The sequence below is a fragment of the Neorhizobium sp. IRS_2294 genome (genome assembly GCF_050500145.1).
GTDB classification, from domain to species: Bacteria; Pseudomonadota; Alphaproteobacteria; order Rhizobiales; family Rhizobiaceae; genus Neorhizobium; species Neorhizobium soli.
In genome coordinates, this window is record NZ_CP191440.1 from 37,697 (window position 1) to 61,722 (window position 24,026).

Genomic DNA, 24,026 nt, shown 5'->3' on the forward strand with positions numbered 1-24,026 from the left:
CATGCAATCATGACCAATACGCCAGACATCAAACGCATGAAGCGCGAGCTTGCGGAAATCATCGCCATCCGCAGCGAAAACCCGCCGGGTGGCGAGGCCGATGTCGCCGTTTATGTCGAGCGGCGTATGAAGGACGAGGGTTTCTCGGTTTCTCTTACCGAATACAAGCCGGGACGGTTCAATGTCGAAGCCAGGCTGGAAAACGGTCCGGGTCCGGTCTTTGCCTTCAATACCCATATGGATACGGTGCCTGCCGGCGAGGGCTGGACCTCCGACGCCTTCACGCTGCGGGAGGAGGACGGCAAGCTTTTCGGGCGTGGTGCCTGCGACTGCAAGGGACCGTTGATCGCCATGATCGAAGCGATGCGGATGCTGGCGGCGGACCGCACGACTTGGTCGGGCACGCTTCTCGGCGTTTTCGTCGGTGACGAGGAGATCGCCAGCGAAGGCGCTAAATATTATGCCGCGACCAAGCCGAAGATCGACTTTGCGGTGGTCGGCGAGCCGACATCCAACACGACCTATTCGGCCCATAAGGGCAGCCTGCGACCGGTCGTGCGCGTTCATGGGGTCACAGCCCATTCCGGCACGCCGCATCTCGGCGACAGCGCCATCTATCGCGCCGGCCGGCTTCTGACCCTGATCGAGGCCCATCACAACGAGGTCGTGCGCAAGCGGACGCATCCTCTGGTCGGTGAAGCGAGCCTGACCGTCACGCGTATTGCCGGTGGCCATGCGGACAACGTGCTACCCGGCTCCTGCGACATGCTGCTAGACCGGCGCATGGTGCCGGGAGAAGACGAGGATGCGGTAAAGCAGGAATTCGCCGCTTTGCTCAAAGATGCCCGTGATCGTTTCGGCGTGAAGGCTGAGATCGTCGATTACAAGGCGACCACGGGCAGCGCAACGGAAACGGCCGGTGACCATCCGGTCGTGCTCGCAAGCCTGGAGGCATGCAAGGAGAATGGCACGGCCGATCCGGGCCCGTTCGGGTTCCAAGGCGGCTGCGATCTGGTGCATTTCCGCTCCCTCGGCGCGCAGGGAACGGTAATCGGGCCCGGCAGTCTTTCCGTGGCCCATAAGGCGGACGAATTCGTGGCGCTGGACGAATTCGTCACCTGCAGCGTCATCTATCGCGACGTTGCCAAAAAGATGCTGCGGCCGAACCCATGAGAGCCTCCCTCCACAGAGCCATGCTCCGATATGGCGGCGGGCTTCTCCTTCGTACGGCCTCGTCTGGTCCGATCGGCGGTCTCGACACGCTTTACCTGAGGCTGGAGCATGGCGGGCATACCGGGATCGGCGAAGTCCGCATCAATGTCGCCTATCTAAACGGCATGAGCCCGGAGACCTGCCTCGAACAGGCTTTGAACGTGCTGGATGGTTTGGACTGGTCGCTGGACCCCGTCGCGATGCAGGCCGAACTGGCCGTGCAGGCGGATGTAATCGCGCCGGTGCGGATGCTGATCGATATCGCCCTTCACGATCTGATTGCCCGTGAGAAGGGTGTCACGGTTTTTGCAATGCTCGGCGGCAGTGCTGCGCCGATCGTGCGTTACGCCACCAACCAGACCCTGTTCATTTCCTCGACGGAACTGTTCTTGGCGCAGGCGGAAACCTATGTGGCACGCGGTTTCCGCGATCTGAAAGTGCGCTTCGGCGGGGGTGACTTTGCCGAGGACGTTGCACGGCTTACAGCCCTGCGCGACCGTTTCGGCGATTCGGTCAAGCTTGCGGTCGATGCCAACGGTTCGTGGAGCGAAGAGGAGGCCGCTGCAAATCTTCAGACGCTCGCCCACTTCGGGCTCGCCTATGTCGAACAGCCGGTCGCGCCGGGCGACTGGGACATGCTGAACCGTCTGGCGACGGCGAGCCCGCTGCCGCTGATGCTTGACGAAAGCGTTGCCACATCCGCGGATATCGATGCGATCGTCGCCGCCAAGGGTCATCTCTGGGCGCATTTGAAGCTCGTCAAACTCGGCGGCATCGCTGCCAGTCTGGCTGCTGCAAAGCGGCTCTCGGAGGCAAACATCCCGTTCATGGTCGGGCAAATGAACGAAGGCGCGGTCGCGACGGCGGCGGCACTTCATCTGAGCTGCGCGGTCGGTCCCCGGTTTGCCGAACTTTATGGAGCCGATGGTCTGGAGAACGATGCGGCGGCCGGGCTGGTCTACCGGGATGGCGGTGTCGAAGAACCTGCCACCATGGGTTTGGGTTTGGAATTCGATGCGTCGAAGGCGCATCTGGTCAAGGAGTTTGAAGCATGAGCATTCAAGGCGATATCGTTCAGGGACAGGAATCCGCATTCCCGAGAGAAGAATACGCACGCCGTCAGGCACTCGCCCGTGAAGGGCTTGCGGCGGCAGGTCTCGACGCGCTGGTCGTCACCGGCCCGGAAAACATCTTCTACCTGACCGGCCAGCAGACGCCGGGTTATTATACGTTCCAAGCGCTGATCCTGCCGGCCGACGGCGATCCAGTGTTCCTGATCCGTCAGCTCGAATATTTCAACTTCATCGCCAACACGTTCATTTCCGACGCTGTCGTCTACCAGGACGGCGAGGATCCGCTCGGCCTGCTGGTGAAGCTGATCGAGAGCCGCGGTCTGGCCGCCAAGCGGATCGCCATCGACAAGCGTGGCTGGTTCCTGCCGATTGCCGTTTATGAGGCGCTGCAGGCCCGGCTTGGCACGATCGGCGATGGCGCCGGCGTCATCGAGAAATTCCGCGCCATCAAGTCGCCGCTCGAAGTGGAAAAGCTCGAAAAGGCTGCAGCCTACGTCGACGAAGGCATGCGCGCCGGCCTCGCCGCCGTTCGCGTCGGTGCCACCGAAAACGATCTCGTCGCCGCGATGATGGGATCTGCGATCGCGGCCGGTTCCGAATATCTCGGCATGGAGCCGCTCGTCTCCGTTGGTCCGCGCACCGGCGTGCCGCACGGCACCTGGCGCCGCCGCGCGATTGCGGCCGGCGATCCGGCATTCCTTGAAATGGCAGCCTGCCATGATCGTTACCACGCAGCCCTGATGCGCTCGGCGTGGATCGGCGAACCGCCGGCGGAAGCGGCCGACATGATGAAGGTCTGCCAGGAGGCCTTGCAGGTTTCCCTAGATGCCATCCGTCCGGGCGAGGCATGCGAGGTGCCGCATATCGCCTGCCAGAAGGTGATCGATCGTGCCGGTTATACCGAAAACTTCAAGAAGCGCCTCGGATACAGCGTCGGCATCTCCTTTGCGCCGGATTGGGGCGAGGGCGCCATCCTCAGCCTGAATGCGGGCGTAAAAACCGAGCTGCAGCCGGGTATGACTTTCCACCTGCCGCCGGCCCTGCGCATCTACGGCCGCTTCACGGTCGGTGTCAGCGAAACGATCGTCATCACCGATACCGGTTATCGCGCGCTTGGCACGATCGACCGCGATCTGCTGATCGTCTGAAACATGCGGATCGAACGGAGCTGACGATGGGCTTGATCCTCGTTCACCATGATACCGACAGTCCGGCTCTTTATGGGGCTGTTGCAGCAGCAATTGCTGCAACACGGAACTGCGTGTTCCTGCACATTGCTGCTCGTTTCGATACGTCCCGTCATGCCGATGCCGAACAGCACGTGGTGGCGACCGGTGGACTTGCTGCGAGCGGACTTTGCTGGTTCGAGCGGCTGTCGGGAAAGCCGGTATCGCCGCCCGCAACGATAGAGGCTGTGCTCGATGCAGCCCGCCTCACCGATCTCGTCGTGCCCGTTCATCCGGCTTTCATGGCTGATGACGATGCGGCGAAGACTCTTTCGGCAAACGCGGACGAAATGATTACCGTGGTGGGCCGCGGCGATCATTTCGTCGATCGGGAGACGCAGACAGTTCTTGCCTGGCGGGATCGCTTCGGTCGCATCATGCTGGAACAGCCCGAGACCGCACCCGCTGCCGCGCTGAGGATCGCGCTGGTCGGCGCAAGCCGCGATCATCTCGGTGTATACCCGGCAGCCCTGGCAAGCCTGGGCGACGCTGCGGACAGTCTGTCTGTCGCGGTGGATATAGATTTCATCGATCCGGTCGCGTTCCGCGAAGCCGATGCGGACAGGCTGCTTCGACCTTATGCCGGCGTTCTTCTGCCGGGCGGGTCAGACATGAAGAATGTGGCCGGGCAGACGGCCGTGGCCGCCTTTGCGCTCGACAACGGACTTCCGGCCGTCGGCCTCTGCCTCGGCATGCAGACCATGGCAACCGCCGTCGCCTGGAAAACCTTCGGCCGCCGCAATGCCAATCTGGCCGAGGCCGATCCCGATGCCGGCATCAAGACTTTCCTTTCCATGGCCGGTGAAGAAAAGGCCGATGGCGGCTTGCTGTCCGGACACCGGAGCGGCGATCAGACAACGCGCGCAATGCCAGGCACCCGGCTGGCGGACCTGATTTCCGAGGATACGGTCATTCGGTGCAATCACCGCTTCAGGCTCAATCCGAACCTTGTCGGAGATCTGGAAGCACACGGTCTGCAGGTTTCCGCCCGCGGCGTCGATGGAGCGGTCGTCGATGCGATCGAGGTGGTCGACCATCCGTTCTACATGGGCATGCAGGGACATCCTGAACTGTCGTCACGTCCCCGCGCCCCCCATCCGCTGATCGTCGCCTTTCTACAGGCGGCGCTTCTCAAGCAATCGCGGGCGGCCGACTAGCAGCCGTTTCTTCCTCAAAAAACACGGGAACATCCATGCGCTCTCTTTTCCATCTCGCCTATCACGTCACCGATCTTGATGAGACCCGCCGTTTCTACGGGGGCGTTCTGGGTTGCCAGGAAGGGCGTAGCACCGACACCTGGGTCGATTTCGATTTCTTCGGCCACCAGATCTCCATGCATCTCGGCAAGCCTTTCGAGACGGCTCGTACCGGCAAGGTCGGCAATCACATGGTGATGATGCCGCATCTGGGCGTGGTCCTGGAGCTCGACGCCTGGCTGGCGCTCGCCAAGCGCCTTGAGGATGCCGGCATCGCCTTCGACATCCCGCCGGTCGTCCGTTTCGAAGGTGAACCGGGCGAGCAGCGCACGATGTTCTTCTTCGATCCAAGCGGCAACCCAATCGAGGTCAAGGGTTTCAAGGATTTCGACAGCGTTTTTGCGCACTGAGCTCATAAGGCAAGCAAAGGGGAGACTGTGCGATGATTGCGCTTGTGACGCGTATGACCGCTGACGTGGAACAGCTCTGGCTGACTGCGCTTTCGCAGAAACTGCCGGTTGAAACGATCATCCCGTTCCGAGAACTCGACGAGGCGTCGCGGGAAAAGGTCGATATCGCGATCGTCGCCAATCCCGATCCGGCGGATATTGCGCAGCTGCCGGGCCTGCAATGGATCCACAGCGTCTGGGCCGGTGTCGAACGTCTGGTCGGCGAGCTTGGCGACAGCCGGCTGCCGCTCGTCCGCCTCGTCGATCCGCAACTGAGCCGGACCATGGCCGAAGCGGTGCTGGCCTGGACATATTATCTGTTCCGCGACATGCCCGCCTATGCGCAGTTCCAGCGGCAGCGTGTCTGGCAGCAGCTCGCCTATAGGCGACCTGAGCAGGTCACGGTCGGTCTCCTGGGTCTCGGTGCGCTCGGCGCCGCGTCCGCGGCCCGGCTGAAGGAAGCCGGCTTCAACGTCATCGGCTGGAGCCGGGCTGCCAAATCGCTGGAGGGTGTCGAAACCTTCCACGGCGAACAGGGCCTCGACCAGCTTCTGAGCCGCCCGGAAATTCTGGTCTGCCTGCTGCCGCTGACCGGCGAAACGAAGGGGCTGCTCGATGGCGACCGGCTTTCCATGATGCCGAAGGGCGCCTCCCTGATGAATTTCGCGCGCGGTCCGATCGTCGTCACCGACGCGCTGATCGCGGCGCTTGGTTCGGGTGCCATGAAACACGCGGTTCTCGACGTCTTCGACGTCGAGCCGCTGCCTGCCGACCATGCCTTGTGGGATCATCCCGCGATCACCGTCCTGCCGCATATCTCAGCTCCGACGGACCGGGAGACGGCGGCCGCGATCGTCGCCGGCAATATCTTGACCTATCGCGAAACCGGCGCTCTTCCATCCACCGTCGATCTGGCGCGCGGCTATTGAAGCATGCCGCGCCACGGCCCGACCATCACAGCATCATCTCTTGGGAACGGAACGAACATGACCTCTTCTGAACGCATCGTCTATGTCGATGGACATTATGGCCCGGAATCGCAGGGCAAGGTTTCGATCTTCGACCGTGGTTATCTCTTCGCGGATGCCATCTACGAAGTGACCTGCATCATCGGCGGCAAGCTCGTCGATTTCGACGGCCACATGGTCCGTCTCGTGCGCTCCCTCAAGGAACTCGACATGCCCATGCCGATGAGCCCGCGGGAACTGCTGGCCATCCATCGCAAGCTGGTCGCCGACAACAATGTCGCCGAAGGCCTGATCTACATGCAGATATCGCGCGGCAATGCCGATCGCGATTTCAACTTTCCATCCAAGGATACGCGGCCGGTCGTGGTCATGTTCACCCAGGCCCGTCCAGTTTTGGAAAGCCCGCTTGCCAAGCGCGGCCTCAAGATCATCACGCTCCCCGATATTCGCTGGGGCCGCCGTGACATCAAGACCGTACAGCTTCTCTATCCTTCGATGGCGAAGAATGTCGCCTATGAAGCCGGTGCCGACGATGCCTGGCTTGTGCAGGACGGTTTCGTTACCGAAGCCTCCTCCGCGAATGCCTATATCGTCACCGCTGACGGCAAGATCGTCACCCGTGGACTATCCGCCGACATTCTTCACGGCATCACCCGTGCAGCCGTTCTCGGCTTTGCGCAGGAAGCGGGCTACGTTCTGGAAGAGCGCCCGTTCTCCGTCGCAGAAGCACTTGAGGCGAAGGAAGCCTTCATCACCTCGGCAACATCCTTCGTGATGTCGGTCCTGACGGTCGACGATCATATAATCGGCGATGGCAAGATCGGTCCTGTCAGCAGCCGCCTTCGGGAAATCTATATCGATAAGGCCGTCGGCGCGCGGATATAAGTCGAGCCGCAATTCGATCGAATTGGCCGCGCATTCCGGAAAGCGCGCGGCCTTTACAATTCCCATTCGGAGCCATTTTCACAACGAAAGCAACACGGCGGATTTCAGGGTGTTAAGAGGGTGAAGGTTCGATTCCCTTCAAGGCGAGAAGGTCTGTCACGTTCCACTAGAAACAAATTTTTCACCGGACGTTGGTGAGTCAATTGCATGGTGTGTCTCAGTCGGGGGGGCGATGCGTCAGGGAACTGGCACACACAGGATGACGCAGGCTGTCAGAACGGCAATAACCAACGACGCTTCGTTCTGGGTGGCACTTTCGCCGCTATTCGAAGCAACTTTACAAGCATCGCCATCTGACAAACCAAAACAGGCTCGCAATTCAAGATGAGCAGGTCAGCGGGCGCGGAAAGAGGCCTGCCTTTTTGGTGACGCCACGCCCTCGCACTGCAATCGTGAATGTTCACTACCCTAAAAGGGTGGCGGTCCACCCGAAATTCAGTCACTATTTTCACACCGATAATGAGGTGCAATGATCTCAAGCGGCCGTTCGTCGGCTTTCCGCAGCAACGCCGTCCATTGTCACACAGTTGCGCTCGCTTGTCTTAGCCTCGTATAGAGCAGTATCTGCACGCTGGATGACATCCTCCAAAGCGCGTGCTGAAGTGGTCCCCAATGCGCAACCAACGCTGGTGGTAAAGCTGATCTTTTGCTTTCCTGCTGTGACGATGGTGCTGGTGATCTCTTCGCGCCGTCTGGTCTTTCCATTGCTTGATTTGGTTCGCATGCACGTCAAACTGCTGGGACAATTCCACCAGCGTCTGCTCGCCACGGATCGCAGCGAGCGCCATCTTTGCCTTGAAAGCCGGGCTATGGTCCCCGCGCGGTCGTCTCGTATCGATATGTCCTGTTCCCGGCATTTAGGGCGAGGACAGGCAGACATTCCACTTTTCCCCGCTATGCAAACTGCCCGAGCCATCTCTGGATGAGTATTGCGCTGTCGGCCTCAAGGGCTGATACAGGTTTCGCAATTTAAGGCGGGTCGAACCGCTTTCTAGGAGGGACACATGAGTGGATGTTGTTCGGGAGCCGCACGAGCCGGGGACAGCCAGGCGGCGGCAGGAGCCAGAAGTTTCACGGTTCGAGGTTGCCCTGGCCAGACGATTGCGGTGAAGGGAGGAGAGAGCTTCGTCGGTACCCATTATCCCGTCATCGCCGCTGATGGTGAAGGTCCGGAGCGGAGGGTCTTGCTGCAGGATTTCCATCTTGAGATCGAAACCGTCACGCTCGCCCGGTTTTCCGACTTCATCGAGGCGACGGGCCATGTGACGGAATCGGAGCGGTTCGGCATGTCGGCCGTGTTCTCGCCGCTCCTCAAGAACCAAGCCCTCGTAACCGGCGGGGTCGTCAACACGCCTTGGTGGACACGCGTCGACGGCGCGACGTGGAGGGAGCCGGAAGGCCCCGGTAGCTCGATCGAGGACCGTCTGGATCATCCGGTGACGCATGTTTCCTGGCACGATGCTGCGGCATTTGCCGCATGGGTGGGTGGCCGCTTGCCGAGCGAAGCCGAGTGGGAGCATGCCGCTCGAGGTGGCAACCAAAAACGCCGCTATCCCTGGGGCAACGCGGAGCCAAGCGACGAGTTGAGTTTCTGCAATATCTGGCAGGGCCGGTTCCCGAGCCACAATACGCTCGTCGACGGCTATTTCGGAACGGCGCCGGCACGCAGCTTCGAACCATCAGAAGCAGGTTTCTACAACCTTTCCGGTAACGTCTGGGAATGGACCGCGGATCCCTTCAAGATACGCTCGCTGTCCAAATTGGCGAAACTTCGCAACGACCAGGCGAAAAAGTCCGCTGACAAGGTTCTGAAGGGTGGCTCCTTCCTTTGCCACAAAAGCTATTGCTATCGCTACCGAATAGCTGCCCGCATGGGCCTTTCGGCCGACAGTGCTTCGAGCAATACGGGTTTCCGTGTCGCCTATGACGTGCTGCCTTAACCGTGTCTGTTACCAGGGGAGGATCTGGCCATTGTAATCGTAGAAGCTGCCGGTCTGGTGCGGGCCGCAATGATCGATGACCTCGCGCATCCGCGCGATGCTCTCGGATATGCTCAGTCCTCCGTCCCCTTCGCTGGCGACTTTGCCGGGGTGGAGGCCAAGCACGCAGATCTGACGGGGACCGAGATCGATGGCGAGGCTCTTCATGACCATGTTGAGGCCTGCCTTGCTGGATCGATAGGCGTAGGAGCTGGCTGTATTGTTGAGCCCGATCGACCCCATGCGGCTTGTTATAAAAGCGATCACCTTGCGCTCGCTGCGGGCAACGTGCTCGGTGAAGGCCCTTGTGACGACGAAAGGCGCGATCAGATTGACTTCCAGCATGTTTCGCCAGAGCACGAGGTCCGTTTCGTGCAAGTCCGGATGCGGGCCCGGAATGCCGGCATTGTTGACCAGCACGTCGATCGCAACGCCGTCCAGCTCCGCAGCAAGGCGAAGGACCGATGCTTCGTCGGTCACGTCCAGCATGACGGTTTCCAAAGTGCGGAGACGTTTGTGCCGTTCGCCGAAAGCGTCGGGATCAAGGCAAGTGGCGATGACACGATCACCTTTGGCCGCGTATTGAAGCGCGAATTCTTCGCCAAGCCCGCGATCGCACCCGGTGATCAGAACGGTCGCCATTGGTCCTCCTCCTGCTCGCCGGCATGGCTTGCGTCCGCATCGGGCGCAGCATCATATCTGGTACTAGAGTTTTTTGGCAGATGAGAACAGCTGCTTGTTGAGAGTGAAAGGCTTGCGGTCGCTCGGGCTGTAAGCGGGTGTCGGACTGGGAGGAACATCATGTCAAACGAGAAGAAAAAGCCGAACGTCATCTTTGTCATCACCGACCAGCAGCGATTCGACACAATTGCTGCCGGCGGCTTCCCCTACATGAAGACGCCCAATCTCGACCGGATGGTCAGGGAAGGCACCTACTTCCGCCAGACCTACGTCACCTCGCCCTCCTGCGCGCCGTCGCGCGCAAGCCTGTTTACCGGTGTCTACCCGCATACCAACGGCGTGTTCCGCAATGACGAGCCGTGGGCGTTCAGCTGGGTGCAACTGATGGCCGAGGCGGGATACCGCTGCGTCAACGTCGGCAAGATGCACACGTCTCCCTTCGAGGATTCGTTCGGGTTTCACGAGCGGCACGTGGTGGAAAACAAAGACCGCGCCACGCCGCGGCTCCCGTTTTTCCTCGACCAGTGGGACAAGGCGATCTGGACGCGTGGCTTTGAAAAGCCGAGCCGTGTCACCTATCGTCGGCGCGAGGATTACCGCTCGTCGCTCGGCGCCTTCGTCTGGAACCTGCCCGAGGACCTGCATTCCGACAACTTCGTCTCGGCGCTCGCCCAAATGTGGCTCGATACCTACACCGGCAATGAACCTTTCTTTCTGCAGATCGGTATCCCGGGGCCGCATCCGCCCTATGATCCCACCCAGGAATTTCTCGACATCTATGCGGATGCCGAGCTGCCGGAACCTATTCTCAGCAAGGATGACATCGCCGCGCAGCCGGCGGCGCTGAAAGTGCTGCGCGATCAGCATCTGGCGGTCGACCACGATGCCGTCGTGCATCTAGCCGAGCCGACAAGGGAACAGACGCGCCGCCAGCGGCAGCACTATTTCGCCAACGTTTCTATGATCGACGCACAGATGGGCAAGCTGATCGAGGCCGTGACAAGGCGCGGCGTGCTGGACGATACGATCATCATCTTCACGTCGGACCACGGCGACAGCCTAAACGATCACGGACACAGCCAGAAATGGTCGATGTACGAGCACAGTGTTCGTGTGCCGGCTATTGTCTGGGCGCCGGGGCGGGTGGCCGAGGGCAGGGTGGTCGACGATCTCGTCTCGCTCTTTGACTTTGCTCCGACTGTTCTGGACATGGCTGGCGTGCCGGTGCCGGACTGGATGGAGGCACAGTCGCTGATGCCTTATCTGCGCGGTGAGGAGTGCGAGCCCCGACGATACGTCTTTTCCGAACATGCCGGCGACCGCATATTCAGCGGAACGACGTTCATGACGATGATCCGCAGTCGGCGCCACAAGCTCGTGCATTTCGTCGACAGCGACGAAGGCCAGTTGTTCGACATGGACGACGATCCGACGGAGGTCAACAATCTCTGGTCCAACCCAGCGCACCAGGCCGTGAAGCAGGAACTGATCAACGCGATCTTGGCTTGGCGCATCGAAAGCTCGCTGAAGACGCAAGGGTGGACGCTTGCGAGTGTGCGCCTTGGCGCCAGTTCCAGCCGCACGCCGGAAAGCAAGTCGCGGCAGGAAGGAGCCTAGCCCGCGTCCGTCGGTTCCACCGTATCGCGTTGCGTGCTTTGGCGAGCAACCAGTTTCCAGTCGACGATCGTCGTCTGCGGTTCGCCGCCGTTGATGCGGGCGACGATGGCATCGGCGGTCAGGCGACCGATCCGTTCGCGATCGGGACGGATGGTGCTCAGCGGCGGAGTGATGCAGGCGGCGGCTTCGTTGTCGCCGAAGGCGATCACGCCGATGTCCTCGGGCACGCGTTTGCCAAGCTTTCTCAGGCGGCGCATCACGCCGAAAGCAACGACGTCGCTGTTGCAGACGATGGCATCGATGCCGGGATGGGTCTGGAGCAGGTCAAGCGCCAGCTTTTCGCCGAGATCGGGGCTGCCACCTATCGGTTCTGTGCAGGTGACGACTGGTGCAATCCCGGCTTTGACCGCTTCAGTTTCGAGGCCGAAAAGACGTTTTCGCGCGCGCCGGTCGTTTTCACGCAGGCTGCCGACGAAGGCGAGTTTTCGGTAGCCGCGATCGATCAGATGGCGGGCCTGGGCTGCCCCCACCGCCTGGTGGTCGAAACCGATCGCCGTGTCGATTACCGGGCCGCTGGTATCCCACATCTCTATGATCGGAATGCCGGAGGACTTCAGGAGCTCGACCACTTTTGGCGGATGGTCGATGCCGATGATTGCCACGGCCGCCGGCCGCCAGCTCAGGATCGAGCGGACCAGTTTCAACTCCTGGTCGGGATTGTAGCGGGTATTGGCAAGCATGACCTGAAGGTCGTGTTCGAGCAGGGATGACTGCAGCGTATCGATGATGCTGGCAAATTCCGAATAATACAGCGAGGTCACCACGACGCCGACGATGTCGGTGCGCGCGCCGGACAGGCCACCGGCCAGGCGGTTCGGAACGTAATTAAGTTCTTCCATCGCCACGTTGATGCGTTTGCGCAGTTCGACCCTTACCGTATTGGGTGCCCGAAGTGCGCGTGATACGGTGTTGACGGAAACGCCCACCCGTTCGGCGATCGAGGCGAGCGTTGGGGCAGGGCGGTCCTTCCTCTCACTCGCACTTCGGTCGTCGTCCCCGTCCCTGGCGTTCGTACTGATCGTCATAGGTCCAAAACCTGCCAACTAACGTCGTTCGAGCAGCGTTAGTGATCGTTGCGTTATCGATAACTTTGTGTCATCCATTGCTTCGGGAGGCAAGCGAAAGAGGGAGAAGGATCCTTCGCTTGCCGGAAATGTCCGCCGCGCGGTGTCGCTGCAGCGGGGAGGAGCTGTTGATGGCTGACAGGCCGAACATCATTTTGATCATGACCGACCAACAGCGCTACGATTCCATTTCGGCGCTCGGTTACCCTTACGCCCATACGCCGAATATCGATGCGATGATCGAAAAAGGCGTGGCGCTGACCAACTGCCACATTACCGCGCCGAGTTGCGTGCCATCACGCGCAAGCCTGTTTACCGGCTATTACCCGCATACGACTGGCGTTCTCGCCAACGGCCAGAAATGGCAGCGGACCTGGGTGGAAAGCCTGCGCGATGCCGGTTATCGCTGCGTCAATGTCGGCAAGATGCACACCATTCCCTATAACTCGGACAGCGGGTTCCACGAGCGTTACGTCGTGGAAAACAAGGACCGCTACATGGAAGGACGTTGGTACTTTGACGAGTGGGACAAGGCGCTCGCCGCTCAAGGTCTCGTCAAGCAGCAGCGCGAATTCTACCGCGAGCGTGCGGACTATCGAGAGCGGCTTGGATGTTTTGACTGGGAGCTTCCAGAAAACATGCATTCCGATGCCTTCGTCGGCGACATGGCGAAGTGGTGGGTCGAGACCTATCCGCCGACAGAGCCATTGTTCTTGCAGGTCGGCTTCCCCGGCCCCCATCCACCGTTCGATCCGCCGGCGCGCTATACCGAGCGTTATTTGAAGCGCAACGATCTGCCGCTGCCGAAGCCGACGAAAGAGGAACTCGAAGGCCTGCATCAGGAGCTGAAGGACAAGCGTCAGCACGATGTCGAGGTTGACCATGATTCCGTCGTCTGGAGCCTGGATCCGAGCGAAGACCAGATGCAGCGGCTGTGGGCTCACTATCTCGGCAATGTGACGCTGATCGACGAAAAGGTCGGCGAACTGCTCGCCTCATTGAACGAGCGTGGATATCTCGAGGACGCGATCGTCATCTTCACCTCGGATCATGGGGAGTGCCTTGGCGAACATGGGCTGATCCAGAAATGGTCGATGTACGACATCGTGACCCGCGTTCCGACGGTCGTCTGGTCGACTGCCGGCCGGTTCGAGGGCGGCCGAACCGTGGACGGGCTCTGCCAGCTTTTCGACCTGGGGCCGACCATTCTCGACTATGCCGGCATCACGCCGCCCGAGACTTTTGAGGCGAAAAGCCTGCGGCCTGCATTGGAAGGCAGAGACTGGACGCCCCGCACGCACGTCTTCTGCGAGCAGATCGGGGACGTGGCAATGGCCGGCGGCGTCGAATTCATGACCGGTGTGCGCAGCGACAGATGGAAACTGGTTCATTTCAAGGGCTCGACCGACGGACAGTTGTTCGACCTCGAGAATGATCCGAAGGAGGTTAGAAACCTCTGGAGCGATTCAGACTATCAGGATCGCAAGCGCGAGCTTTTGGACGTGATGCGCGACTGGCTGATCGAATCAAATTTCAAGACTCGGGATGTTATGGCGGCGGCGCGCTGACCGGATGACGGACTGGCCGAATGCTCGGGAGGAGTGGTCTTGGCAGTTATGGAAAGTGAAAATACATCGGATAAAGCAAGGGGGATACCTTTGCCGACGGGTCCCCTCGCCATGCTGGGGATCAACATCGTTGCCGTTGTTTTCGGTATTTCGATGTGGGCCCTAGTGACATCCTATGGCGTGGTCGGACTTCCGACCCCGCTGGCGGTCGCCAGACAGGCTGTAATCCAGGCGCAAAGCGGCCTTCTATGGTCCGACGCGATTGCAAGCCTCGGCCGCGTCTTTACCGGTTTCGCGCTTGGCATTCTCGTTGCCATTCCAGTCGGCTTCCTGATGGGCTGGTACAAAGTCGCCCGCGCCATCATCGAGCCCTACGTCCAGTTCTTTCGCACCATTCCGCCGCTTGCCATCATTCCACTGGCAATCGTGACGATGGGCATCGACGAGACGCCGAAGATCTTCGTCATCTTCCTCGCATCCTTCCTGTCTTCCGTCGTCGCCACCTATCAGGGCGTCATCAGCGTCGACCGGACCATGATCAACGCGGCGCGTGTGCTGGGCGCCAACGACTTCACCATCTTCCGACGCGTCATCGTGCCGGCCTCGCTGCCTTATATCATGGTGGGGGTGCGTATCGGTCTTGGTTCTTCGTGGTCGACCGTGGTGGCTGCCGAGCTGATCGCAGCACAGTCGGGCCTCGGTTTCCGGATGCAGCAGGCACAACTCTACTACGACCTGGCGACCATTTTCGTCAGCCTTATCTCGATCGGCATTCTTGGACTGATCATGGATCGCATCGTCATGGCGATCGACAGTGTGCTGACTGCCTGGCAGGAGAAGCTATGACCCCGAAAATATCGTTCAGAGACGTCCGCAAGACGTTCGATATTGCCGGCCGAACAGCGTTTACGGCGCTCGAAGGGCTGATCCTCGATATCGAGGACGGCGAGTTCATCACCGTCGTCGGACCCTCCGGGTGTGGCAAGTCGACGGCGATGAATATTGCGGCCGGCCTCACCGCGCCGTCTTCCGGACAGGTTCTGGTCGATGACACGCCAGTCAGTGGGCCGGGACCGGAACGCGGCGTGATCTTTCAGCAATATGCGCTTTTCCCGTGGCTGACTGTGCGGCAGAATGTTGAGTTCGGCCTGAAGATTGCCGGCCACAAACGGGATGAGCGGCGGCGGATCGCCGATCATTTCATCGCCCTTGTCGGGCTGACCGACTTTGCGAATTCACTGCCGAAGACTCTGTCTGGCGGCATGAAGCAACGCTGCGCGATTGCCCGTGCCTATGCGGTCAATCCGAAGATCTTGCTCATGGACGAGCCGTTTGGAGCGCTCGATGCTTTGACCCGCGTGCAGCTTCAGGATCAGTTGCTGACGATGTGGAGCAAGGAACGGCGCACGGTGGTGTTCATAACCCATGATGTCGACGAGGCCGTCTATCTCGCAAGCCGTGTCGTTGTCATGGCAGCCCGGCCGGGCCGGCTTCACAAGATTGTCAATGTCGACCTGCCCTATCCTCGCACCGAGGACATGCGGCTTTCGTCTGAATTTTCCGAATTGCGCAACGAAGTCTGGCGGGCAGTGTATCACCCTGCCGCAGCCGCCTGATCCTTGCCAAAAAAAATTGCAGCCCGTCAAAGGAGGAATGACCATGCTGACGAGACGACATCTTATGGTAACGAGCGCCGCACTTGCCGGCGCCAGCGCGTTTTCCATCGGCGGCCGGGCCCGTGCCCAGTCCGCCGAGATGACGATCGGTTATATCGCCGATTTCCCGAATGCCAGTGTGCTGGCAATCGCCAAGGACCAGAAGCTGTGGGAAGCAGAAGGTCTCGAGCCAACGGTGAAGGTCTTTACCAATGGTCCGATCCAGATCCAAGCGATGGGTGCGGGCAGTCTCAATTTCGGGACGATCGGCCCCGGCGCCCTCTGGTTGCCAGCGAGCGGCCGCGCAAAGGTGGTTGGCGTCAACGATATCGGCTTTTCTGACCGCGTTATCGCCCAGGCCGGTATCGCGTCGATGGCCGATCTCAAGGGCAAGAAGGTCGGCGTTCCGCAGGGAACGTCTGGCGATATGATCTTGCGCATGGCGCTGACAAAAGCCGGCATGACGATCGCCGACATCCAGATGGTGCCGATGGACCCGTCGACCGTTGTCGCGGCATTCACGTCGAAACAAATCGATGGCGCAGGCATCTGGTACCCGCTGATCGACACGATCAAGCCGCGCGTGCCAGACATGAAGGAACTAGCCTCTAACCAGGACTTCTATCCGCAGACGTCCTTCATCAACACGTTTGTGGCACGCAACGAAATCGTCGAACAGAACCCGGACTTGGTGAAGAAATTCCTGCGGGTGATGAAGAAGGCGATGGATTACCGCGTCGCCAATCTCGATCACTCGATCGAGATCACCACGGCGTTTCTCAACGCACCGAAGGAAGCAACCGACAAGGTTGCCCGCAGCCGCAAGATGCTGACATCCAGGGAACTTGAAGGCTTTACCAAGGACGGCACGGTCAACAGATGGCTGGCTGATTTCAACAAGATGTTCCAGGATTTCGGCACGGTCAAGGACCCGCTGGCGCCGGAGAAGTTCTACACGGGCGAGCTCTTCACCAGCGCTTAAGCATTGCTAACAGAAGTTGACGTCATGAACGGACGACAGTCGGGGATGGCTCCCGACTGTTCTACTAGCACGCAAAATCTGGGGGGACCTGAAAGGTTTACTGTAGATATCGGTTTGCGTTTGAGCGAACAGACCAAACGTGGGCACGTGGCTTTAGACCCTTCGAAACGCGTCGGAAGGGTTCCAATAACGTAACCCGGCGCCGAAGGTTCGGACCTCATCAAGGTAGCTGAAATTACACGTCTCGGTGCGCTCAGGCTCCGCAACTACCGAGACTTGACACACTCTCCGTCCAAGTTGTTTTCTCAAAAGCTCCCGGGCATAAGCCGGAAGGAGCTCTTGCTTATTGCGTTCATTGTCAAGCTTACCTGAAAGCTAACGGCAGGACGTCCTTCCACCACTGCCTCGAACTTTGCTTCCATCATGCTTTCCTGTTCAAGCTTTGCGAGCTCGCGGCTGCGAACAACGGCATGGTGTGCGCTCATCCGGAATATATCTCGTTCGCGTGGGTCTTGCGCGACCGCCTCAAGGTGGACAGCCCAGGACTGGATGACCTTGCACTCTCAAATACATCGAGGCCGCCGTTCTTGGAAGCAGATGCGGTACAGAGTTCTGCCTACCTTGCGCGACAGGCCGGCGCTCCGCTCTACGTCGTTCACACTTCGTCCCGTGAAGCCCTTGAACTTGCCCTCATGCAACGTACGCGTGGTACCCAAGTATTTTTCGAGACATGGACGCATTACCAGACGCACGACATTTTTTGGGAGGGCGGAAAGAAAGGCAAGATCAATCCGCCGTTGCGCGTGCGCAGCGATTGCGAGCACCTGCGGCAGGGGCTGCCGAACGGAGAGATTGATACAATCGGAACAGACCATGTCCACCGCGACATCTCGTCCAAGTCAGCCGACATCCAGGGGTCCTCGCACGGTTGCCCAGGTTTGGATACCATGCTGCCGGTATCGTTGACCGACGGTCGTCACAAGCGTGGATTGTCGCTGGAGCGAATTGCCAAGTTGACGTCCACGAACTCGGCTCGGCTCATGGGGCTCGACCATGCTAAGGGGTCGATGGCGACCGGTATGGACGCCGAGCTTACGATGACCGATGTCGATGCAGAGTGGACGCTCGAACGGTCGGACGTGCTGAGTTCGGCAGGGTATTCGATCTATGAAGGCAAGCGCTTCAAGGGTCAAAAGCTTCGGTCGATCGGCGAGTAATCGCGTCAAGGCGTCGCATGAGGATGATCCAGATCGGTAATATCATCGCTCATTCGACTGAACTGCCCAAGCGGGCGATGAAAAATCACAATAAACACAAAATCGATCGATCGTTCCTGCCTGTTTAAGAATGATGAAATCTTCGTTGCCATACTCCACTCCGGGATTTCACAAATCCGGCGGTATCGGCTTCGGGACCGCCGCAGCGAGCTGCCCATTTCCCATCTTAAGAAGCATTTTAAGCGGCAATCCTCTCCCTGCGGAAGGTCCGCCGCTTTGGCGACGCACGTATATCCGGTTTCGAGTGACCTCATTTCACTGAAAGCCCCAACCGGCTTGGCGTGTTGCGACAAACCTCATCGCTTCTCTGGCGCGGTCGCCGGTAGCCCCTTTCAGGAGACGGGCGTTCTCGCGGGCCTGCCCGACCCGATTTGCGCGAGAGGCGTGGTCTCCGCGCCAGCCTTCACCGTGGACCTTCACTCGGATGTCACAGAGTTTGCGCTACGCAACCGTATGATAGCAAGCCATACGCGAGAGAAATTGCGCACTGCGTGCGAGCAACTGCTGTCGGCTGCTCGGCACCCCGATGACGTGACGGTGCGGACGATCACCTGTCGGGCGGGCACCAATGTGGCGGCGGTCAACTATCATTTTGGAACCCTCCAGCACCTGATTTTTTCGGCTGCCGAGCGCGTCTATCTCCGCCTCAATGCGGAGCGCCTGGCATTGCTTCAGGCGGCGGTTCAACGGGCCGATCCGGCACCTGCCTGCGCCGGCGATCTTATCGCAGCGCTTGTCGGGCCATCCATCCGCTGGAGCCTCGATCCCCATTCCAGTTACGGGGTGCTGCGTCATCTGACGACGCTTGCACAATCCAGCGACGACCCGGAAATATTCCGGCCGATGGTCGAGGATATCGAGCATCATCGCCAGTTCGTCCCGCACTTCAGAAAAATCGCGCCATGGCTGAGCGAGGTCGATGTCGGATTCCGCATCTCGTGCCTTCTCGGGGTGCGCACGCAGATGACGAGAAGCCGCGGCCGCACCGACGAACTGACGGACCACCAGCTCGATCTTGGCAATGCCAGCAGCATCATTGCCCTCGTTGTTGCAGCAACGGAGCCGATGTTTACCACGCCGATTTCAAACAGCGTTTCAAAGCCGTCATCCCGCTGAGACGGGAAGCGCCTAGACAGGCTCCAACGCAGGAGCTCCCCATGGTCGAAACGACGTTCATCCACATCACCGATCTACATGTCGGCAATCCTTCCGTCGCCGACAGCCATCTGTTCAGCGACACCTCGGCCACGCTTTCGCGGGTGCTCGCGCTGATCGGATCGATGGATCAGAAGCCGCAGTTCATTATCGCCAGCGGCGATCTCACCAATCGCGGCGATGTCGAGAGCTACCGCCAGCTGCGGTTGCTGATGGCGGCCACCGACGTGCCGGTCGTCTACGCGATCGGCAATCACGACACGCGCGCCGGGTTCTACGAAGCGATGCTTGACCGAACCAACGATCTCGATGCTCCCTATGACCACGACCAGGTAATCGGCGGCATCCATATCGTCACGCTCGACACCACGACCCCCGGCGAGATCGGCGGCAGCCTGACGCCGGCGCAATTCGCCTGGCTCGCTCAGGCGCTCGACCGGCACGGCGATCTGCCCAAGCTGATCGTTGCCCACCATGCCCCGGTGCTGGGCGACGCTGTTCCGTGGGACCACTGGCGCACGATCGAGTTCAGGCAAAGCCAGCAGCTGGCCGGCTTGCTCAAGGGCCGCAACATCCTCGGGATCCTCTCCGGTCATATCCATCACGACCGGTTCTCCTCATGGCATGGCATCCCCGTCATTGTCGGCATGGGCCAGCATGCAGCAACCGATATATTGACGACAGACATCCTGCGCATGGTCGAAGGCGCCTCCTTCGGGATCGGCACCATTCGTACCTCGGGCCTGACCATGGCGCTCGTTCCCCTGCCGCAGACCCGCAACGAACTCAACCGCTACGACCTGTCCCTGCTGCGCCACAAACAGGATGCGGCCATGGCGGGCGCCACCGAATGACCAACTTCTCCCAACAGGAGCTTCCCGCGATGAGAAAACGCACCTTCCTCGGCCTTGCGGTCGCCGCAGTCCTCGGTGCCGCCGGAACAACCGGCGCCGCGCATGCCGAAATGGCCGCCGAGATTACCAAGCCGGTGACCATCACTTTCTACAACTACAACCTCGCCACGGCGAGCGCCGGTGCCGACGCCACCCGCGAGATGATCGCCAAGTTCGAGCAGGAAAACCCGCTGATCAAGGTGAAGACTGTCGGAGTTCCCTCCAACGACATCATCACGCGCCTGCAGGCCGATATGGCCGCCGGCATGCAGCCCGACGTTGCCCAGCTGGTGTTTCGCGACCTCATCTATCTTGCCTCCGATCTGGGTGCACAGCCGCTCGAGGACCTGGCCGGGGCCAAGGGCTACGCTGCCCTTACCGACGGACTGATCCCGCGTGGCGTCGACCTCGGCAAGATCAACGGCAAGACCTATGGGCTTGCCTATACGTTCTCGACGCCGATCCTCTACTACAACGCTGATCTCTTCCGCAAAGCCGGCCTCGATCCCGAGACGCCACCCAAGACCTGGGCCGAGGTGAAGACGGCAGCCGAAGCCATCGTCGCCAAGACCGGCGTGGACGGCTTCTTTCCCGGCGCCTATGGCCCGACAGACGGCACCTTCGTCTATCAGGCGATCCTGATGTCGAATGGCGGCAAGGTCCGCGATGGCAACACGCTGACCTTCGCCGACAAGAATGGCATTGAAGCGGTGCAGATGCTGCGCGACATGGTCGACAGCGGCGCCCATGCCCGCCTCGACCCGGCCAATCCGCAGGAGGCTTTTGCCGCCGGCCGGCTGGGCATGTATCTCTACACCAGCGCCCTGCAGAACTCCCTGTCCAAATCCGCCGACGGCAAGTGGGAACTGCGCGTAACCGGCATGCCGGCCTTCGGGACCAAGCCGACTGCGCCCACCAATTCGGGCTCGGCGCTCTATGCCTTCTCGCAGGATCCGGTCAAGCAGCGCGCCGCCTACGAGTTGATGAAGTTCCTCACCTCCGACTACGGCTACACCATCATCACCTCGAAAATCGGCTATCTGCCGCTTCGCCTCAACATCGTCGACGATCCGAAGCTGCTCGGTCCCTGGACAGCGACGCACCCGCTGATCCGTCCGAACCTCGAACAGCTGTCCCGCCTTACCCCCAATGTCGCCTTCCCCGGCCCGAACTATCGCCAGGCAGAAACGATGATGAAGGAAGCCGTCTCCGAGGCCGTGCTCGGTCCCAATGACGTGGTGAAGACCCTGACCGAGGCGCAGGTCAATGCCCAGGCGCTGATGCCCTGACCACGCGCGAGTGGGGGCGTTGCATCCGCGACGACGCGCGCCCCCACTTCTACCAAGCCGAACAGACCGAAGCACAGCAGGAGGCCGCCATGCGTCACTGGACGCTGCCCGACACCCACAACATCCGCGACCTTGGCGGCTACAATCGGCAGGCCGGCGGCACCACGCAGTGGCGCCGGATCCTGCGCGGGGAAGCGCTGCACCCGCTCAATGGCGAGAGCCTGGCGACGCTTGTCGCCGATGATCTCTCGCTCGTCATCGACCTGCGCGGGCCGCACGAGACTGCGGTCACAGACCACCCCTTCATCGGCCACGAGACGGTGTCCTACCGCAATATCGTGCTCTTCGACGCGCTGGCGCCGATCGCAATGGTGCGGCAGCCCTTCGACATGGCAGAGCGCTATTGCAGCGCGCTGGATCACTGTGGCGCGCAGTTCGCCACGGTCTTTCGCGCCATCGGGCAGGCCCGGCCGGGGATGGTGCTGTTCCACTGCACCGCCGGCAAGGACCGTACCGGCGTCGTCGCTGCCATGCTTCTGGCCACTGCCGGCGTCTCGCATGCCGACATCGTGGCAGACTATGCGCTCACCGCCTCCGCCGAGGGCCTGATCGCGCAGCTTCGCGCCCGCTCGCTTGCGGCCGGGATCGATGCCGACCATGTCGAGCGGATGCTCGCCAGCGACGCCGTGACGATGGAAGCCTTCCTTTCCTGTCTCGATACGGCGCATGGCGGGATCGCCGCTTATCTCGCGCGGATCGGTCTTAACGCCGCGGAGATCGACGCGTTGACGGACCGTCTGTGCGCGTAACACACCCGTCGTGCGCTTTTGCCACGACCGGCCCGACGGAAAAGGCCAACGCCTTTCAAACCCACTGGAGCGTAGAATGGCCCTGGCCACACAAGCACCGACCCGCCGCAGACGGATGACCCAGTCGCGCTGGGCACCCTGGCTCTACCTGTCTCCGGCCATCATCCTGCTTGTGGTTTGGATCTACTGGCCGCTGGTCGATGCGCTGCGTCTGAGCTTCTACCAGTGGAACATGCTGCCCAATTCGCCGCAGATCTATGTCGGCTGGAACAACTACACGCGCATCTTTGCCCTGCCCAAATTCTGGCAGTCGCTGCGCAATACCGGGATCTATATTTTCGGTCTTTTGCCGCTGGCCGTGCTGATCCCGCTGGCGATCGCCATCTATACTCATGACCTTCCCGAGCGCTCGCGCAACATCTACCGCGCCATCATCTTCGTGCCGATGATCATCGCGCCGGTGGTGGCCGCCGCCGTCTGGCGCTGGCTGCTCGATCCCGGCTACGGCCTGATCAACCAGATGCTCCAGGGCATCGGCTTCAAGCCCGTGAAGTTTCTTTCCGATCCCAACACCGCGATCTGGACCGTCATCCTGATCACCGGCTGGAAGCTGATCGGGTTTTCGACGCTGATCCTGTCTGCCGCCAATGCCAACATCAACCCCTCCCTGGTGGAGGCCGCCCGCATGGACGGCGCCAGCAAATGGGAGATCATCCGCGACATCCGCCTGCCGCTCCTCAGTTCCACGGCCCTGTTCCTGGTGGTCATGACGATCCTGCTCGGCGCGCAGTGGAGTTTCACCTATATCAACGTGCTGACAGGCGGCGGCCCGCTCGGCTCCACCTCCAACATCTACTATCTCCTTTGGGATTTCGGCTTCTCCACCATGTCGGTGGGCTGGGGCTCGGCTGCGGCCGTCATCCTTTTCCTCGGCTTCGGCGCAGTGGCCTTTGTGCTCTTCCGCCTGATCGACAGGTATACCTTCCATGACAACTGACGTCCTGCGCGCGCCCCGCCCGATGGCGCGCCCGCTTCGCCGCATCTCGGACAAATCCGGCCTCGACACCGCGGCTGGTCATGTTCTCATGGTCCTCCTGTCGATCCTGTGCCTTTTCCCGGTCTACTGGATGCTGGCGAGTTCGCTGCGTCCCGCCAATGCCATGTTCGAGACGAGCCTATGGCCGACGAGCATGTCGCTCGACAATTACCGGCAGGCTCTGGAGGCCATCCCGATCGGCCGCATGCTGGTCAACACGCTGGTCTTTTCCGTCGTCTCCACGGCCTTTCAGCTTCTGACCGGGCTTCTTGCCGCCTTCGCCTTCGCCCGCTGGACATTCGCGCTCGACAAGCTGGTGTATAGCGCCGTGGCGCTGACCTGGCTGGTACCCTTTCAGGTGGTGATGATCCCGAACTATCTGCTGATTGCCCAGATGGGTCTGCTCGATAGCATCGTGGCGCTGATCCTGCCGAACCTTGTCTCGGCGCTTGCGATCCTGCTTCTTGCCCAGGCCATGCGCAGCTTCCCCCGGGAAGTCATCGAGGCGGCGCGTATGGACGGCGCACGCAACTGGCGGATTCTCTGGGAGGTGATGGTGCCCAATCTGCGCGGCACGATTGCCTCGCTTGCTATTCTCATCTTCATCTCGACCTGGAACGAGTATTTCTGGCCACTGCTGCTCAGCCGCACGGCCGAAAACTCCGTCATCCAGATCGGCATCCAGATGTTCATGACGGCCGAGGGCAACCAGTGGGGACCACTGATGGCAGCCTCGACGCTCGCAAGCCTGCCGGTCCTCGTCATCTACGTCCTCCTGCAGCGCTAGGTCGTCCAGTCCTTCATGAAATCCGGTATCCGCTGATGCGCGGCAGACCCATTCTCGCAGGCATCGGCCGCGACACGTCCACGATTGCACACCTGCACAACCGTC

Annotated in this window: 24 protein-coding genes and 1 pseudogene; 20 read left to right on the forward strand and 5 right to left on the reverse strand. The window is 60.7% G+C overall.

Going from position 1 to position 24,026, the window contains the following annotated elements; all coding sequences use genetic code 11:
* Nucleotides 1–9: 9 nt before the first annotated feature.
* From ACQY1K_RS17500 to ACQY1K_RS17530, 7 genes are read left to right on the forward strand one after another with little or no spacing between them, the layout of a single operon-like run.
* Nucleotides 10–1,173 (forward strand): M20 family metallopeptidase, encoded by a 1,164-nt coding sequence (locus ACQY1K_RS17500; protein ID WP_113110348.1) that lies wholly within the window; start codon nt 10–12, stop codon nt 1,171–1,173.
* Nucleotides 1,170–2,267 (forward strand): mandelate racemase/muconate lactonizing enzyme family protein, encoded by a 1,098-nt coding sequence (locus tag ACQY1K_RS17505; RefSeq protein ID WP_430259910.1) that lies wholly within the window; start codon nt 1,170–1,172, stop codon nt 2,265–2,267. The genes ACQY1K_RS17500 and ACQY1K_RS17505 overlap by 4 nt, the downstream gene beginning before the upstream one ends.
* Entirely contained in the window at nt 2,264–3,433 is a 1,170-nt protein-coding gene (locus tag ACQY1K_RS17510) for a M24 family metallopeptidase (protein ID WP_113110350.1), read from the forward strand. The genes ACQY1K_RS17505 and ACQY1K_RS17510 overlap by 4 nt, the downstream gene beginning before the upstream one ends.
* Nucleotides 3,434–3,459: 26 nt before the next feature.
* The gene (locus ACQY1K_RS17515; protein ID WP_113110351.1) at nt 3,460–4,668 is read left to right on the forward strand and encodes a glutamine amidotransferase-related protein; all 1,209 of its coding nucleotides are present in this window, start codon (nt 3,460–3,462) and stop codon (nt 4,666–4,668) included.
* A 35-nt stretch (nt 4,669–4,703) separates the two neighbouring features.
* Entirely contained in the window at nt 4,704–5,117 is a 414-nt protein-coding gene (locus ACQY1K_RS17520; RefSeq protein WP_113110352.1) for a VOC family protein, read from the forward strand.
* A gap of 32 nt (nt 5,118–5,149) precedes the next feature.
* Nucleotides 5,150–6,085 carry a 2-hydroxyacid dehydrogenase gene (locus tag ACQY1K_RS17525; protein ID WP_430259913.1) on the forward strand — a complete coding sequence of 312 codons (936 nt, stop codon included), beginning with the start codon at nt 5,150–5,152 and terminating at the stop codon, nt 6,083–6,085.
* 57 nt (nt 6,086–6,142) lie between these two features.
* The gene (locus tag ACQY1K_RS17530) at nt 6,143–7,009 is read left to right on the forward strand and encodes a D-amino-acid transaminase (protein WP_174196913.1); all 867 of its coding nucleotides are present in this window, start codon (nt 6,143–6,145) and stop codon (nt 7,007–7,009) included.
* 535 nt (nt 7,010–7,544) lie between these two features.
* Here ACQY1K_RS17530 and ACQY1K_RS17535 read toward each other — a convergent pair.
* Together ACQY1K_RS17535 and ACQY1K_RS17540 are read right to left on the reverse strand one after the other, a co-directional pair.
* Nucleotides 7,545–7,793 (reverse strand): diguanylate cyclase domain-containing protein, encoded by a 249-nt coding sequence (locus tag ACQY1K_RS17535; RefSeq protein WP_184655523.1) that lies wholly within the window; start codon nt 7,791–7,793, stop codon nt 7,545–7,547.
* Nucleotides 7,762–7,926 (reverse strand): annotated as a pseudogene (locus ACQY1K_RS17540) (transposase); the annotation flags it as partial. The gene ACQY1K_RS17535 and the pseudogene ACQY1K_RS17540, both read right to left, overlap by 32 nt.
* A 249-nt stretch (nt 7,927–8,175) precedes the next feature.
* On the opposite strand from ACQY1K_RS17540, the gene ACQY1K_RS17545 reads away from it, so the two are divergent.
* Nucleotides 8,176–9,009, forward strand: a complete 834-nt coding sequence (locus tag ACQY1K_RS17545; protein WP_430259916.1) for a formylglycine-generating enzyme family protein — start codon at nt 8,176–8,178, stop codon at nt 9,007–9,009.
* Nucleotides 9,010–9,018: 9 nt separating this feature from the next.
* Here ACQY1K_RS17545 and ACQY1K_RS17550 read toward each other — a convergent pair whose 3' ends face one another.
* Nucleotides 9,019–9,690: an SDR family oxidoreductase gene (locus ACQY1K_RS17550; protein WP_430259918.1), complete on the reverse strand. Its 672-nt coding sequence runs from the start codon at nt 9,688–9,690 to the stop codon at nt 9,019–9,021.
* A 159-nt stretch (nt 9,691–9,849) separates the two neighbouring features.
* On the opposite strand from ACQY1K_RS17550, the gene ACQY1K_RS17555 reads away from it, so the two are divergent.
* Complete coding sequence (locus tag ACQY1K_RS17555; RefSeq protein WP_430259920.1) at nt 9,850–11,346, forward strand: sulfatase family protein; 1,497 nt, start codon at nt 9,850–9,852, stop codon at nt 11,344–11,346.
* On the opposite strand, the gene ACQY1K_RS17560 is transcribed toward ACQY1K_RS17555, so the two are convergent.
* Nucleotides 11,343–12,431, reverse strand: a complete 1,089-nt coding sequence (locus ACQY1K_RS17560; RefSeq protein WP_430259922.1) for a LacI family DNA-binding transcriptional regulator — start codon at nt 12,429–12,431, stop codon at nt 11,343–11,345. The genes ACQY1K_RS17555 and ACQY1K_RS17560 overlap by 4 nt on opposite strands.
* A 170-nt stretch (nt 12,432–12,601) precedes the next feature.
* On the opposite strand from ACQY1K_RS17560, the gene ACQY1K_RS17565 reads away from it, so the two are divergent.
* From ACQY1K_RS17565 to ACQY1K_RS17585, 5 genes are all read left to right on the forward strand, one after another.
* The gene (locus ACQY1K_RS17565) at nt 12,602–14,038 is read left to right on the forward strand and encodes a sulfatase family protein (protein WP_430259924.1); all 1,437 of its coding nucleotides are present in this window, start codon (nt 12,602–12,604) and stop codon (nt 14,036–14,038) included.
* 111 nt (nt 14,039–14,149) lie between these two features.
* On the forward strand, nt 14,150–14,884 hold the full coding sequence (locus ACQY1K_RS17570; RefSeq protein ID WP_430260571.1) for an ABC transporter permease: 735 nt from the start codon (nt 14,150–14,152) through the stop codon (nt 14,882–14,884).
* On the forward strand, nt 14,881–15,654 hold the full coding sequence (locus ACQY1K_RS17575; protein WP_430259926.1) for an ABC transporter ATP-binding protein: 774 nt from the start codon (nt 14,881–14,883) through the stop codon (nt 15,652–15,654). The genes ACQY1K_RS17570 and ACQY1K_RS17575 overlap by 4 nt, the downstream gene beginning before the upstream one ends.
* Nucleotides 15,655–15,700: 46 nt before the next feature.
* On the forward strand, nt 15,701–16,675 hold the full coding sequence (locus tag ACQY1K_RS17580) for an aliphatic sulfonate ABC transporter substrate-binding protein (RefSeq protein WP_430260573.1): 975 nt from the start codon (nt 15,701–15,703) through the stop codon (nt 16,673–16,675).
* 512 nt (nt 16,676–17,187) lie between these two features.
* Nucleotides 17,188–17,892 (forward strand): amidohydrolase family protein, encoded by a 705-nt coding sequence (locus tag ACQY1K_RS17585; protein WP_430259928.1) that lies wholly within the window; start codon nt 17,188–17,190, stop codon nt 17,890–17,892.
* A gap of 5 nt (nt 17,893–17,897) precedes the next feature.
* On the opposite strand, the gene ACQY1K_RS17590 is transcribed toward ACQY1K_RS17585, so the two are convergent.
* Nucleotides 17,898–18,044 carry a hypothetical protein gene (locus tag ACQY1K_RS17590; RefSeq protein ID WP_192087224.1) on the reverse strand — a complete coding sequence of 49 codons (147 nt, stop codon included), beginning with the start codon at nt 18,042–18,044 and terminating at the stop codon, nt 17,898–17,900.
* 388 nt (nt 18,045–18,432) lie between these two features.
* On the opposite strand from ACQY1K_RS17590, the gene ACQY1K_RS17595 reads away from it, so the two are divergent.
* From ACQY1K_RS17595 to ACQY1K_RS17620, 6 genes are all read left to right on the forward strand, one after another.
* Entirely contained in the window at nt 18,433–19,068 is a 636-nt protein-coding gene (locus ACQY1K_RS17595) for a TetR/AcrR family transcriptional regulator (RefSeq protein ID WP_174197842.1), read from the forward strand.
* Between the two features lie 41 nt (nt 19,069–19,109).
* On the forward strand, nt 19,110–19,961 hold the full coding sequence (locus ACQY1K_RS17600; RefSeq protein WP_430259930.1) for a metallophosphoesterase: 852 nt from the start codon (nt 19,110–19,112) through the stop codon (nt 19,959–19,961).
* Nucleotides 19,962–19,990: 29 nt separating this feature from the next.
* Complete coding sequence (locus ACQY1K_RS17605; protein WP_430259932.1) at nt 19,991–21,289, forward strand: ABC transporter substrate-binding protein; 1,299 nt, start codon at nt 19,991–19,993, stop codon at nt 21,287–21,289.
* An 89-nt stretch (nt 21,290–21,378) separates the two neighbouring features.
* Complete coding sequence (locus tag ACQY1K_RS17610) at nt 21,379–22,098, forward strand: tyrosine-protein phosphatase (protein WP_430259934.1); 720 nt, start codon at nt 21,379–21,381, stop codon at nt 22,096–22,098.
* A 76-nt stretch (nt 22,099–22,174) separates the two neighbouring features.
* Entirely contained in the window at nt 22,175–23,095 is a 921-nt protein-coding gene (locus ACQY1K_RS17615; RefSeq protein ID WP_430259936.1) for a carbohydrate ABC transporter permease, read from the forward strand.
* Complete coding sequence (locus ACQY1K_RS17620; RefSeq protein WP_430259938.1) at nt 23,085–23,921, forward strand: carbohydrate ABC transporter permease; 837 nt, start codon at nt 23,085–23,087, stop codon at nt 23,919–23,921. The genes ACQY1K_RS17615 and ACQY1K_RS17620 overlap by 11 nt, the downstream gene beginning before the upstream one ends.
* Nucleotides 23,922–24,026 lie beyond the last annotated feature (105 nt).